Source organism: Rhodoferax sp. GW821-FHT07G04, from assembly GCF_059418585.1.
The window spans coordinates 944,668-957,332 of record NZ_JBWKQD010000001.1 but is presented as its reverse complement, the minus strand read 5'-3'; the positions used below and the strand labels follow the sequence as shown (position 1 = coordinate 957,332).

The 12,665-nt window shown below is 61.7% G+C and carries 14 protein-coding genes; 6 read left to right on the top strand and 8 right to left on the bottom strand.

Annotated elements, in window-relative coordinates; genetic code table 11:
* Positions 1 to 85: 85 nt before the first annotated feature.
* The gene (locus tag AC07OO_RS04430; protein WP_495080837.1) at positions 86 to 1,003 is read left to right on the top strand and encodes a LytTR family DNA-binding domain-containing protein; all 918 of its coding nucleotides are present in this window, start codon (positions 86 to 88) and stop codon (positions 1,001 to 1,003) included.
* Between the two features lie 7 nt (positions 1,004 to 1,010).
* On the opposite strand, the gene AC07OO_RS04425 is transcribed toward AC07OO_RS04430, so the two are convergent.
* The 5 genes from AC07OO_RS04425 to metK form a co-directional block, all read right to left on the bottom strand.
* Positions 1,011 to 2,786, bottom strand: a complete 1,776-nt coding sequence (locus tag AC07OO_RS04425) for an ArnT family glycosyltransferase (protein ID WP_495080836.1) — start codon at positions 2,784 to 2,786, stop codon at positions 1,011 to 1,013.
* Between the two features lie 52 nt (positions 2,787 to 2,838).
* The gene (locus AC07OO_RS04420; RefSeq protein WP_495080835.1) at positions 2,839 to 3,618 is read right to left on the bottom strand and encodes an SAM-dependent methyltransferase; all 780 of its coding nucleotides are present in this window, start codon (positions 3,616 to 3,618) and stop codon (positions 2,839 to 2,841) included.
* 62 nt (positions 3,619 to 3,680) lie between these two features.
* Positions 3,681 to 4,184, bottom strand: a complete 504-nt coding sequence (locus AC07OO_RS04415; protein ID WP_495080834.1) for a GtrA family protein — start codon at positions 4,182 to 4,184, stop codon at positions 3,681 to 3,683.
* The gene (locus AC07OO_RS04410) at positions 4,181 to 5,422 is read right to left on the bottom strand and encodes a glycosyltransferase family 9 protein (RefSeq protein ID WP_495080833.1); all 1,242 of its coding nucleotides are present in this window, start codon (positions 5,420 to 5,422) and stop codon (positions 4,181 to 4,183) included. The genes AC07OO_RS04415 and AC07OO_RS04410 overlap by 4 nt, the downstream gene beginning before the upstream one ends.
* Positions 5,423 to 5,549: 127 nt before the next feature.
* Positions 5,550 to 6,728, bottom strand: a complete 1,179-nt coding sequence (gene metK, locus AC07OO_RS04405) for a methionine adenosyltransferase (protein WP_495080832.1) — start codon at positions 6,726 to 6,728, stop codon at positions 5,550 to 5,552.
* 260 nt (positions 6,729 to 6,988) lie between these two features.
* Here metK and AC07OO_RS04400 point away from each other — a divergent pair, with 260 nt between their 5' ends.
* The gene (locus AC07OO_RS04400) at positions 6,989 to 7,855 is read left to right on the top strand and encodes an LpxL/LpxP family acyltransferase (protein ID WP_495081774.1); all 867 of its coding nucleotides are present in this window, start codon (positions 6,989 to 6,991) and stop codon (positions 7,853 to 7,855) included.
* Positions 7,856 to 7,921: 66 nt separating this feature from the next.
* Here the strand turns inward: AC07OO_RS04400 and AC07OO_RS04395 are convergent, their stop codons facing one another.
* Both AC07OO_RS04395 and yihA read right to left on the bottom strand, forming a co-directional pair.
* A complete protein-coding gene (locus AC07OO_RS04395; RefSeq protein ID WP_495080831.1) occupies positions 7,922 to 8,830 on the bottom strand; it encodes an alpha/beta fold hydrolase in 909 nt (302 codons plus the stop codon).
* Positions 8,827 to 9,582, bottom strand: coding sequence for a ribosome biogenesis GTP-binding protein YihA/YsxC (gene yihA, locus AC07OO_RS04390; RefSeq protein ID WP_495080830.1), 756 nt, complete (start codon positions 9,580 to 9,582; stop codon positions 8,827 to 8,829). The genes AC07OO_RS04395 and yihA overlap by 4 nt, the downstream gene beginning before the upstream one ends.
* A 72-nt stretch (positions 9,583 to 9,654) precedes the next feature.
* On the opposite strand from yihA, the gene AC07OO_RS04385 reads away from it, so the two are divergent.
* The 3 genes from AC07OO_RS04385 to msrQ all read left to right on the top strand — a co-directional run bounded on the left by AC07OO_RS04385 (position 9,655) and on the right by msrQ (position 12,150).
* The gene (locus AC07OO_RS04385) at positions 9,655 to 10,305 is read left to right on the top strand and encodes a c-type cytochrome (RefSeq protein ID WP_495080829.1); all 651 of its coding nucleotides are present in this window, start codon (positions 9,655 to 9,657) and stop codon (positions 10,303 to 10,305) included.
* 175 nt (positions 10,306 to 10,480) lie between these two features.
* A complete protein-coding gene (msrP, locus tag AC07OO_RS04380; protein ID WP_495080828.1) occupies positions 10,481 to 11,488 on the top strand; it encodes a protein-methionine-sulfoxide reductase catalytic subunit MsrP in 1,008 nt (335 codons plus the stop codon).
* Positions 11,489 to 11,514: 26 nt separating this feature from the next.
* Positions 11,515 to 12,150, top strand: a complete 636-nt coding sequence (msrQ, locus tag AC07OO_RS04375) for a protein-methionine-sulfoxide reductase heme-binding subunit MsrQ (protein ID WP_495081773.1) — start codon at positions 11,515 to 11,517, stop codon at positions 12,148 to 12,150.
* On the opposite strand, the gene lptM is transcribed toward msrQ, so the two are convergent.
* Positions 12,141 to 12,320 (bottom strand): LPS translocon maturation chaperone LptM, encoded by a 180-nt coding sequence (gene lptM, locus AC07OO_RS04370; protein ID WP_495080827.1) that lies wholly within the window; start codon positions 12,318 to 12,320, stop codon positions 12,141 to 12,143. The two genes, msrQ and lptM, sit on opposite strands and share 10 nt — an antisense overlap.
* Positions 12,321 to 12,332: 12 nt before the next feature.
* Here lptM and cyaY point away from each other — a divergent pair, with 12 nt between their 5' ends.
* Entirely contained in the window at positions 12,333 to 12,662 is a 330-nt protein-coding gene (cyaY, locus tag AC07OO_RS04365) for an iron donor protein CyaY (protein WP_495080826.1), read from the top strand.
* Positions 12,663 to 12,665 lie beyond the last annotated feature (3 nt).

The window sequence follows — 12,665 nt, the reverse complement described above, 5'->3', positions numbered from 1 at the left end:
GGATTGGGTACAGAAAGGGACCAGCGGTGGCGTTTGGGGACGAAATTCGGGGGGCGTGCTGCCCGGCGTCGCTACCATCGCCGGCATGGAAAATAACAACGCCCCCGCAATCGCTGCCGTGCCGCCGGATGCCCAGGCTTGGCTGGCGCGTTACCGGCCCTGGCAGCCCGTGGTGGAGCCAGCGCTGTGGATCATCTTCTTCTGCGGCCAAGCCCTGCTCAACAGCATCACCGTGTGGCTGGACATTGCGCGCACCGGCCTGGGCTTTGCGCGTTGGGAGCCGGTGGTGTGGGAATGGAGCAGCAACCTGGTGCTGCTGGCGCTGGTTCCCGCTGTCATCGCATTCGAGCGGCGGCTTGGTTTGCAGTGGGCCACTTGGCGGGCGAACCTGCGCTGGCATGTGCTGGCCAGCGTGGTGTTCAGCTTCGCGCACGTGCTGGGCATGGTGGGCCTGCGCAAACTGGCCTATGCCAGCCAGGGCGAGGAATACGGCTTTGGCAACTGGCCGTTGGAACTGGCCTACGAATACCTGAAAGACTTTCGCAGCTACGCTGCCATCTTGCTGATGGTGGCGCTGTACCGCTTGTTGCTGTTGCGTTTGCAGGGCGAGGCCAGCTTGCTGGACGCACCGGACGACGGCCCGGCGGTGGAGCCGGTCGAGCGGCCGGAGCGCTTCTTGGTGCGCAAGCTGGGTAAAGAATATTTGCTGCCCGCGGCCGAGGTCGAGTGGCTGCAGGCCCGGGGCAATTACGTGAACCTGCGTGTGCGCGCCCACGATTACCCGCTGCGCGCGACGATGGCGTCCATCGAAGCCCGGCTGGACCCGGCCCGTTTTGTACGGGTGCATCGCAGCTACATCATCAATCTGGACTACGTGCTGCAGATCGAGCCGTTGGACTCGGGCGACGCCCGTGCCCGCATGCGCGATGGTGGTGAGGTGCCGGTGAGTCGGCGCTACCGCGAGGGGATACGCAAGCTGGCGTCTGCCGGCAGTGGGGCTTAGCGATAGCTCAGGATTTTGGTGCCACCAACCACTCGCGGCGGAACAGCCATTGCTCTGGGTGCCACAGGTTGTCCAGCGTGACCTCACCTGTCTTGTGCCGGCTCTTCACATGCCAGCGCGTGCCCAGCAATGTGCAGTTTGGAAGGCAACTGGGGGCGGGTTCGTCCAGGCTGTCTTGCAACCAGACGACGGCGTCAAACTGGTCCAGCAAGAAAGCCAGGCGCTCCGTGGGCGGCCGGTCGGGTTGGTAGGCGCCGGTGTTGCGGCCTTCTGCGTCGTAAGGCGTGATGCGCGCACCGGGCAGGATGAAGCGGAAGCGCTCGAACTGGCCAGTAAAGCCATTGGGCACCGCCACGCGTTTGCCTTGCAGTTGTCCCTGCACGACTGGGCTGTAGCCAGCAGCCGGGGTGCTGAGCGGCTGCACCATCAGGCCAAAGGCTGCATATATGGCCAGCACCACGGCCAGCGTGGCTGTCTTGGCCAAACGGTTTATGAAAAATCCGGCGCAAGCCCCCGTAAAACCTAGCACTACAGCTATCAGAGTAATAGCAACTTGCGGACCACTGGCGATCTGCAACTCACCCATGACCCAGGCCACACGGGCCAGCATCACCAGCGCCGGTACCAAAAGCGCCAGCGTGATCCAGAACCAGGCCTTGGCAATGCGGTCCCAGGCGAGTGCCATGGCGATGGCGATGGCAGGCATGGCGGGGATCAGGTAGCGCTCGGAGCGTTGGCTGGGGATTGTGAACACCACCAGCCACACCACCACCCAGGCCAGCAACACGCGCAGCGCTGGGGACAGTTGCACATAGATCTGGCGTTGGAAGGCCACTTTGAATGCGGTCCATCCCAGGCCCAGCACGGGGAGAAACAGCAAGCCGGCGTTGACCGGGTAGGCCAGCAACTGCGTCCACATCGGGTAGGCGCCAAACAGCGCGGCATGCCAGTAGCCCTGGGTATTGGACATCTTGCCTGCGTTTTCGGCCACGACGAATTCCTGCCACACCGAGGCCGGGTCTGGGTCCAGCGCAAACCACAGTGCGAAGATACCCAGCGCCAGCAGCGTGCTCCAGGCCAGGCCCACCGTGGCGCGGACCACCAGCGGCCAACCCAGGCGCGGCGCGCTGGCCAGCCAAGCGCACCACACGGCCGCGGCGGCCGGTGCGATGAGCGCGAACGACTTGTAGGCCGAGCCCAGGCCCATGGCAATGCCCATCAGCGTGAACATGCGCCAGTCCATGCCGTCGGATTTGTCGCTTGCGCTGGCCGGGCCGCGTACCCGCAGCCACAGCACCCACCACATCGGCAGGGCCAGCCAGAAGGTCTCGGGGGCGGAGGTCAGGTAGGCGCGGCCGTAGCGGAAGGTGGAGAAAAACAGCAGGTACAGCGCCGCAGCGATGCAGGCCGTGCGCAGCTTGCCGCCGCTGATGCGGTGCGCAAAGAAAGCCAGCAGCGCGGCCGTCGCAAAGGTGTAGAGCACGCTGGGCAGGCGCAGGATAAACAGGTTCCAGTTGCGTCCCCAGTCACCGGCCGCGATGGCTTGCCAGAAGAGCAGCGGTGGCTTGGTGTTGCGGGTGTCGATGATCTCGGACTGCAGTGGCAGCCAGTGGCCAGACTCCGCCGTCATGCGCGCGATGTGGATGTAGACCATCTCGTCGCCATTGGTCGGGGCGTAGGGGCTGTTCAGGCCGTAGAAGTACAGCAGTGCGCACGCTGCAACGATGGCAACCCAACCCCAGGGCGGGGCCGAGACACTGTCTTCTCTCAGCCTCCGTTGCATTTTGTATGGTCTCGAAGCACTTGTTTCAGCACGCAGCCCTTGCTTTTGGTGACTATTTCAATCCGTTGGCGCGATCGAACTTCATCAGCGCGTACCCGTACTTTCCGGTCGAATAATTGTGGAGGTAGGCTTCGGCGGACTGAATGAGCTGATCAATTGCAGCCGAGGTCAGGTCGAGGTCTTCAATCAACTGCTGGCGATTGCGGCGGACAGATTCGAGAATGACATTGTTGGTTGTGGTTGCCTGCGCGCTCAAGTCGACAAGCGTGCTGCGAGCAAAACCCGCGTCCAGGCCAAAACGCTCGTATTCCTCAAGCGAGGGCAGCCCATCCCCGATAGAAGACTTCTGGGTTAGAGTGACTTCATCCATGATGAGAATGCTGCCACCATCACCCAGCAACTCATCCGCCTTTTCAAACAACGTTTGTGTCGGGATGTACTGTGCGCTTTCTTGGAAGAGCAACAAATCAAACTTTTCTGTATGGGTGAAGTCTTCCAACCGTGAGCAAATTGCGGGTAGCGCGTCCCCGTAGCGTTTCTTTGCGTAATTGATTTGATTGGCGTCGGGAGTGATACCCAATATGTCGTAGCCTTTGCGTCCCAGCTCAGCGAGCGTGGTGCCGATGCCAATGCCAACTTCCAAGATGCGCTGCGTCGGCTCGGCCGCGATATGGCTGAGCAGGAAATTGCTCGCTTTCTTTTGAGCGTTCACGATAGGCTCGGCGTCGGAATCGAACAAGCCATAGTGCAAGTATTCAAAGCCACCGAACTCTATTTGCAAACACTGCGCGTATACGTTCAGTGGGAATGTGAAATGCTTGTGATCTGTCATTGAGTTTCCTAACAATCGCCTTGATGCGAATGATCTCAGGGAGTGATTTCGTTTGCTGCGATTTATTCTCTATCGCGCTTGAAGGTCCAACGATCGTTGGCCAAAAAGTTGCTTACGCTAGCGGCCAGAATGGCGATGATATTGGCCACGCGGTAGTCCATGGTGCTGGACAGTAACAGCGTCAGCACATATTGCAAGCCGCTGCCAAAGGCGGATGCCGTGGCATACTGGCTGAACTCGGTGGCCAGTAGGCGCAGGCTCACCGGGCCAGGGCTTTCTTCCTGCTCCAGCGTCTTGACCCGGTCGGACCAGGTCCACAGGCGGTTCCAGGTGAAGTTGTTGAGGGTGGCCAGCGCAATGGCCACTGCCAGGGACAGGTAGGGCTTGTTGTATGTGGCTTCGATGTGGTTGAAGACGTACTCATGGCCCACATGCAGCATGGTCAGATTGACCACGGTGCCGCTGGCGCCAACGATGCCGAACTTGATGTAGCGGTAGCGCTCCAGCAGGCCCAGTGCCCACAGCACCGCGCGTTGCAGCGCTGTTGTATGGCCCGCGCTGCTCATGCGGCGGCAGCAGCCGGTTGGTTGCGCAAAAAGGTCAAGGCTTGGTCCAGTACCGGGTCGGGCGCAATGCGCTTCAGGCACTGGTTGTCGCCATCGCAAAAGGTCAAGCGGTGGTTGTAGGCGGAGAGGCAGGGTGAGCAGGCGATGCCGCTTTCCAGCACCACATTGCGCGTGCCCAACGGGCCGTACAGCTTGCCGGTCTCGGGGCCGAAGAACACCATGGTTTGTATGGGGGTCAAGGTGGCGAAGTGACCGGGGCCGCCATCATTGGTGATCAGCAGGTCAGCGGCGTGGAACAGCATCAGCAGCTCGCGGATGCTGCGGGTGTAGCCGGTGAGGTCGATGCATGCCTTATTCTGAATCTTTGCAATCAGCTCTTTGGCCAATTGCGCGTCGTCCTTCAGGCCAATCAGGCCCACGGCGAAGCCCGCGGCGCACAGGCCCTGGGCCACGCGGGCGTAGTGCTCAGGCGGCCAGGCGCGCTCGGGCAGGATGCCGCCACCGGCATACATCAGCACCAGCTTTTTGCCCGCGCGCACCGGGTGGTCGGCAACTAGCTTGGTGGCGTAGGCCGCCAGTTCGTCCTGGGTGAAGGCCACCGATAGTTCAGTGTCCACCGGCATGCGGCGAATGGGCGCCACCTTGTTGCGCGGCACACTGCCGACGGAATCGAGCGCGTCCACCAGCGACAGGAATTGCTTGCTGATGTGCTGGTAGGGGTTGTAGGGAATGGCGTGGTTGATGAAGCTGCCGCGGTAGAGGCCTTCTTGGGTGTGGGGTGTGAAGCCCACGCGCACCGGCGCGCCGGTGCTGAAGGACAGCAGGGCGCTGACACGCGAGAACAGTTCGCAGTCGATGACGGCGTCCAGGCCCAGGCGGCGCATGGCGATGCTGACATTGAGAATGTCACGCACCAGCGATCCGCCGGAGCTGTCGTCCAGGCTGTGCATGTACTCCGGAGCCGTGAGTTGCAGCAGCTTGGAGACTTCCTGGTTTTTCTTCAACTGCAGGATGTGGATGGCAGCACCTGGGTACAGCCTGCGCAGTTGCGCAAACATGGGGCCGGCCAGCACGATGCTGCCCATCTCGGACAGCAGTATCACCAAAATATTTTTCGGTGCGATGCTCAGTTGCGCCGGCCCGCGGAATAGGCCGGTGAAGCGCACCCAGGCCGACACGGCGCTGCACAGAAGCTGGCCTACCCAGCGATCGATGAAGCGTTGTGTCTGGATTTTCATGGGCGTATTGTTACCGGCTTTTGGTTCACGGCATTGTGGCTGCGGCACGGCGCCAGAGCGCCTTCACATCGCTACGCGATATGAGCCTTCGCCGCAAGGCCGCAGGTTTGCTGCACAAACGCCGGGCTTACAGCCCGGCCGCTGCACGCAGCGCTGCGGCCTTGTCAGTACGTTCCCATGTGAACTCGGGCTCTTCGCGGCCGAAGTGGCCATAGGCTGCCGTCTTCTCGTAGATGGGGCGCAGCAGGTCCAGCATCTGGATGATGCCCTTGGGACGCAGGTCGAAGTGCTCGTTGACCAGCTTGGCGATCTGGTCGTCGGGGATGACGCCGGTGCCTTCGGTGTAGACGGTCACGTTCATGGGGCGGGCCACGCCGATGGCGTAGGCCACCTGGATCTGGCACTGGCGCGCCAGGCCAGCGGCCACGATATTCTTGGCCACATAGCGTGCAGCGTAAGCAGCCGAACGGTCCACCTTGGAAGGGTCCTTGCCGGAGAAGGCACCGCCGCCGTGCGGGCAGGCACCGCCGTAGGTGTCCACAATGATCTTGCGTCCGGTCAGGCCGCAATCACCTTGCGGGCCACCGATGACAAAACGGCCGGTGGGGTTGACCAGGTACTTGGTGTCTTGCAGCCAGGCCTTGGGCAGCACGGGCTTGATGATTTCTTCGATGACAGCCTCGTAGAACTCTGGCTTCATCTTGTCGCCCAGGCTCATCTCGGGGCTGTGCTGGCTGGACAGCACCACAGTGTCGATGCTGTGGGGCTTGCCGTCCACATAACGCATCGTGACCTGGCTCTTGGCGTCGGGACGCAGGAAGGGCAGACGGCCGTCCTTGCGCAGTTGCGCCTGGCGCTCGACCAGACGGTGGGAGTAGTAGATGGGAGCTGGCATCAGCTCGGGTGTTTCGTCGCAGGCGTAGCCAAACATCAGGCCCTGGTCACCGGCGCCGGTGTTCAGGTGGTCGTCGCTGGCATGGTCCACGCCCTGGGCGATGTCGTTGGATTGCTTGTCGTAGGCGACCAGCACGGCGCAGCCCTTGTAGTCGATGCCGTATTCGGTGTTGTCGTAGCCGATGCGCTTGATGGTGTCGCGCGCCACCTGGATGTAATCCACATGGGCGTTGGTGGTAATCTCACCGGCCAGCACGACCAGGCCGGTATTGGTCAGGGTTTCGGCGGCCACGCGGGACTTGGGGTCTTGCTTGAAGATCGCGTCCAGGATGGCGTCGGAAATCTGGTCGGCGACCTTGTCGGGGTGGCCTTCAGACACAGACTCGGACGTAAAGAGAAAATCGTTCGCCATGGTATGTACTCCAAAAAAACATCAAGTCGCGTTGCTTGGGCCTTGTTGGAGCTTGCAGCGAACGCTTTAGCAGATTTGTCAGTATTGACAAGGCACAATGGCAGGCCTTTCGACACCACCCCTATGCGCGTCGCCCTGCAAGTAGTTCTGTAACTCAGCGACAGCGTGTATTTTATCTCAGACAGGGTTCGCCAATTGCAAGAACTGACATCCCTTTTGCCAGCATGGGTGCCGACTGCACCGCCGGTGGGTGGGTGCCCATGCTGACGCGGCTGTTGCTCAAGTGCATGGCGGGTTTGGCCTGGCTTCCGCTGCCAGTGCTGCGTGCGCAAGGTGCTTTGCTGGGGTGGCTGCTGTATGCCCTGGTGGCTTCGCGGCGCCGGGTGGTGCTGATCAACCTGAGTCTGTGCTTTCCGCAATGGTCGACCCAGGAGTTGCGCCGCCAGACGCGGCGGGTCTTTGTGCGGTTTGCGCAGAGCTGGCTGGACCGGGGTTGGCTGTGGCATGGGTCCGATGCGGTTTTGCGCCGGCGCCTGGCGCTGGAAGGCAGCCTGCACGAATTGGACGGCGACGAGCCCACCATCTTGTTTGCGCCCCACTTCATGGGCCTGGACGCCGCGTGGACGGCGCTGACCCAGCAGGTGCCGCGGCGGTTTGCCACCATTTATTCGCCGCAGATGAACACCGATGCCGACGCCTGGATCTATGCTGGCCGCCAGCGCTTTGGCCAACCTGAAATGGTGGCGCGGCTGGATGGCGTCAAGCCCATTGTGGCGGCGGTGCGTGCAGGGGAGCCGTTGTATCTGCTGCCCGACATGAATTTCGACCCTTCCGAGTCACTCTTTGTACCTTTCTTTGGCGTGGATGCCTGCACCATCCCCTCGCTATCGCGCTTTGCAAAGTTGGGGCGGGCCAAGGTTGTGCCCATCGTGACGCAAATGACGCCGCAGGGCTACCGCGTGCGGGTGCTGGACGCCTGGGCGGACTTTCCCACTGGCGACCTGGAGCTGGACACCACGCGCATGAACCAGGAGCTGGAGCGCTATATCGCGGCTGATCCCAGCCAGTATTACTGGGTGCACAAGCGCTTCAAGGATAGGCCCAACGGCGAAAAACCGCCCTATTGATCGGCGATGGGGCGTTGCAAGCGGTTGCTACTAAATGAGTAGCGCATTACGTAAGTAGTACGAGGGCTAGCGCAGAAAATCGCCAAGGTGCTGGATGACCAGGGCAGGCTGCTCGTGGATGATCCAGTGCGTGGCGCCTGGCACCCGGCGCAGCTTCAAATGGGGCACATAGTCTTGCAAACCGTCGATCAAGACTGGCGGCAGGGCCGCGTCGTCCATGCCCCAGATCACCAGCGTGGGCAGCGTCACGGTCAGCATGCTGGCGGGCAAGTCCACTGAGGCCGCGGCCGGATCTTCGGGGCGGGGTGGGCGCAGCGGGGAGGCGCGGTAGTAGTTGCAACCGCCGCGCAGGCCCAGGGACCAGATCGCGCGGTACTGGTCCTTGACGGCCTCGGTCAGCCACGGCGTGGGGCGCGCGCCCGCAAACTCGTGGGTCAGGAAGGCGAACAGGCGGGCAAAGTCGTTGTCGGTCAGCAACTTTTCGGCGTCGTCGCGCACCAGGAAGTTCATGTAGGCGCTGGCCTGCTGCTGGGCCGGGTTCGCCTTGAGCTCGCGCAGAAAGGTGCCAGGGTGGGGCGAATTGACGATGGCCAGCTTGTGGGTCAGCTGCGGCAACTGATTGGCAAAGTTCCAGGCCACGGCACCGCCCCAGTCGTGGGCGACCAGGCAGGCCAGCGGCTCTGTGCCGCCGGTTTCGATGGCAACCAGGGCAGCAATGTCCTGCACCAGGTGCTTGGGCCGGTAGGCGCTGATTTCGGTCGGTGCTGAGGATTTCTCGAAGCCCCGTAGATTGGGTGCCACGCAGCGGTAGCCGCCGTTCTGTGGCTGGGAGAAGTGTTCCAGCAGTGCGTCCCAGACAAAGGCGCCTTCCGGGAAACCATGCAAAAAGACCAGTACCGGCCGCCCCCGCGTACCGGCTGCCCGGCAGCTCAGTGTGATGCCGTGGGGCAGGGGCTGCTGGTAGGTTTCAATCATTCGTCGCTGGCAGCGGGCTCTTCAGGTGCGTCGGCCTCCGCCTTGACGGCAGATGTCTTGTTGGCCTGCGGGTGCGCCCACTTCCACAACAATTTGGCGACATCGTCTATGCCTTTGCGCTTGGTGGCCGAGAACAGCATGACTTCGCCACCGCCGGCCTGCAGCTTGGTGATGGACAAAATTTTCGTGGCCTCGCTGCGGGTCAGCTTGTCGGACTTGGTCAGGATGATCAGAAACTTCAGGCCTTCTTGAACCCGGGGGCGAATGACGTCGAGCAGGATTTCATCCAGCTCGGTCAGGCCGTGGCGCGGATCGCACATCAGCACGATGCCAGTCAGGTTCTCGCGCGTGACCAGGTAATTGGCCATGACCTGCTGCCAACGGATCTTGTCCTGCTTGGGCACGGCTGCGTAGCCGTAGCCCGGCAAGTCGGTCAGGATGGCGTCGGTCACGCCTTGCTTGCCCAGGGCAAACAGGTTGATGTGCTGGGTGCGCCCCGGTTTTTTAGACGCAAAGGCCAGTTGCTTTTGCTGCGTCAGCGTGTTGATGCACGTGGATTTGCCAGCATTGGAGCGGCCGACGAAGGCAATCTCCGGCACGTCCAGCGGCGGCAGAAAGCGCAGCTCGGGGGCCGTGGTCAGGAATCGGGCTGTGTGGAGCCAGCCCAGCGCGATGGCCGCGGGGGTCTTTTCACCTTCTCCGGCCTTGGGGGCTGGGGGGGTAAAGCTGTTGGAGTTTGTCTTGGTAGTCATTGAATAAGGCGAAAGACCCTGCCCGCATTGTAGAATGCCCCCTGTTTTGCCCACTAGACTTACAGCAGCACCATGAAGTTGATCGCCCAATTGCTCATCGCCGCCACAGCGGCAGCCTCGCCCCTTTTCGCCTTCGCGTCTGAAGCCGCTGCTCCCGCCGAACATGCGGCTGCCAAGGTGGTGAAGCCGGATCTGGCCAAGGGTGAAGCAAGTTTTGGCGCGGTCTGCGCGGCTTGCCACGGTGCGGATGGCAATTCCGGCACCCCTGCCAACCCCAAGCTGGCCCAACAGCACCCCGAATACATCGTCAAGCAGTTGCAAGAGTTCAAGAGCGACAAGCGTGCCAACCCCATCATGAAGGGTTTTGCATCGGCGCTGTCGGATGAAGACATGAAGAACATCGCCTACTGGGTGGGCAGCAAGAAAGCCAAGCCCGGTTTCTCCACCGACAAGGCTTTGGTGCAAATGGGTGAGCGCATTTACCGCGGTGGCATTGCCGACCGCCAGGTGCCCGCCTGTGCTGGTTGCCACAGCCCCAATGGCGCTGGCATTCCCGCCCAGTTTCCCCGTGTTAGCGGCCAGCACGCCGATTACGCTGCAGCCCAGTTGACAGCCTTCCGTGACGGTGGCCGCAAGAACAGCCCGCAAATGACACAGATCGCTGCCAAGCTGAACGACCGCGAAATCAAGGCCGTGTCGGACTACATTGCCGGCCTGCGTTAAAGCGACAAATCGTTGATCGCTGCGTAAGGTTCTCTTTGCGGAACCAAACGCCAGCAAGCGTCCCTAAGGGGCAGATGCATCGCAAGATGGGTCTGCCCCTTTTGCTTTTGCACTGGTTGCATGTAAGAAGTGGGGCCGGTGGCCGACCAAGCTCTATACAACGAGGACCTCTCCCATGCTGATCAAAACCCAAGGCAACGGCTTCAACCACGGCATTGCCAGCGAAATCACCGACCGCGCCCACTACGAAAACCGCCGCCATATCCTGCGGCTGATGGCATCGGGGCTGGCAGGTGGCGCCATGGCGAGCTGGGCTACGCGCCAGGCTTTCGCGCAGGGCGACACGCCTGTGCCACGCCCCGGCAAGCTGGCCGCCTTGGCGGCGCGGCCCTCGTTGGTGTCGGGCGCCACGACCATGGAAAAGCCCACCGCCTACAAGGACGCCAGCAGCTACAACAATTTCTACGAATTCGGCACCGACAAATCCGATCCCGCGGCCAATGCCCACACGCTCAAGACCACTCCCTGGTCGGTGGACATCGAGGGGCTGGTGAAGAAGCCGGGCCGCATGGCGCTGGAAGATTTGCTCAAGCTTAGCCCCATGGAGGAGCGCCTGTACCGTTTGCGCTGTGTGGAGGGCTGGTCCATGGTCATACCCTGGGTGGGCTACTCGCTGGCCGATCTCATCAAGCACGTCGAACCGCTGGGCAGTGCCAAGTATGTGGAGTTTGTGACGCTGGCCGACCCCAAGACCATGCCCTATGTCGGCTCGCGCGTGCTGGATTGGCCCTATGTGGAGGGCTTGCGCCTGGATGAAGCCATGCACCCGCTGACCCTGCTGACCTTTGGCATGTATGGCGAGGTGCTGCCCAACCAGAGCGGCGCACCGGTGCGCATCGTAGTGCCATGGAAGTATGGCTTTAAGAGTGGCAAAAGCATTGTCAAGATCCGCTTCACCGATAAGCAACCAGGCACGGCCTGGAACAAGGCGGCGGCCAATGAGTATGGCTTCTACTCCAACGTCAATCCCAATGTGGACCACCCCCGCTGGAGCCAGGCGACCGAGCGCCGCATTGGTGAGGATGGCCTGTTTGCCAAGAAGCGCAAGACGCTGATGTTCAACGGCTACGAAGCCCAGGTGGGGCAGCTCTATGCCGGCATGGACCTGAAACGGTTTTACTGAGAGTGGCCTCGTCCGTGCGTGCCCGCATCAACCAGTACCTGCTGAGCCGGTTTGCCAAGCCGATTGCGTTCGTGATGGCCTTGCTGCCTTTTGGGTGGCTGGTGCTGGCGGCGGTATTTGACTGGCTGGGTGCGAACCCGGCCGAAGCCTTGGAGCGTTCCACCGGGGATTGGGCGCTGCGCATGCTGTGCGTAGTGCTGGCGATAACGCCACTGCGCACCATCGCCGGGCTGCCGCCTTTGGCACGCTTTCGGCGTATGGCAGGTTTGTTCGTCTACTTTTACGCGGTCTTGCACCTGCTGGCGTACAGCTGGTTCGACATGGGCTTTGATCTGGTGGATATCGCCAAGGACATCCCCAAGCGTCCCTTCATCTTGGTGGGCTTTACAGCCATTGTGCTGCTGACGCCCTTGGCACTGACCTCCTTCAACCGTGCCATCAAGGCCCTGGGCGGCAAGCGCTGGCAGATGCTGCACCGGCTGGTCTATGCCGTTGCGGTGTTGGCGGTGGTGCACTTCTTCTGGATGCGGGCGGGCAAGCACAACTTTGCCGAGGTGGCTGTGTACGCCCTGATCCTGGGTAGCCTGCTGGGCTGGCGGGTGGTGCAGGCCGTAAGGAAAAGGGCTTTGCAGCCCTCGTCAGTGTTGCGTAGTCAGCTATAAAAATTATAGCTTTGATGAACCGCCGCTTGCGGAGCACTGGCTGCAGGCTTGGCCGGCGTGGTGGCCGCCGGTGGTAGGTACAGCGAGCCCGTCTGGCCGCAGCCGCTCAGCGCCGCCATGCAGGCAGCAAGGACAAGCGCACTGACTAGAATTTGCTTTGCGTTCAACATCATGAAATTGTAATGACTGACTCCGAATACCTGGACCGTGCCGAAACTTTGCTGCAAGCGGTGGAAGCAAGCTGTGACCGCATCAACGACGAGACCGATGCCGATGTGGACAACCAGCGGGTGGGGGGCATGGTCACCATCGTCTTCGCCAACCGCAGCCAGATCGTCATTAACCAGCAAAAGCCGCTGCACGAAATCTGGATGGCCGCCAAGGCCGGTGGCTTCCATTACCGTTGGGTGGATGGCCAGTGGCAAGATACCAAGGGCCAGGGGGAGTTTTTCACGGCACTGACCGAGAACGCCAGCGCCCAGTCTGGCCAGGCGCTGCGCTTCACGGCCTGATCT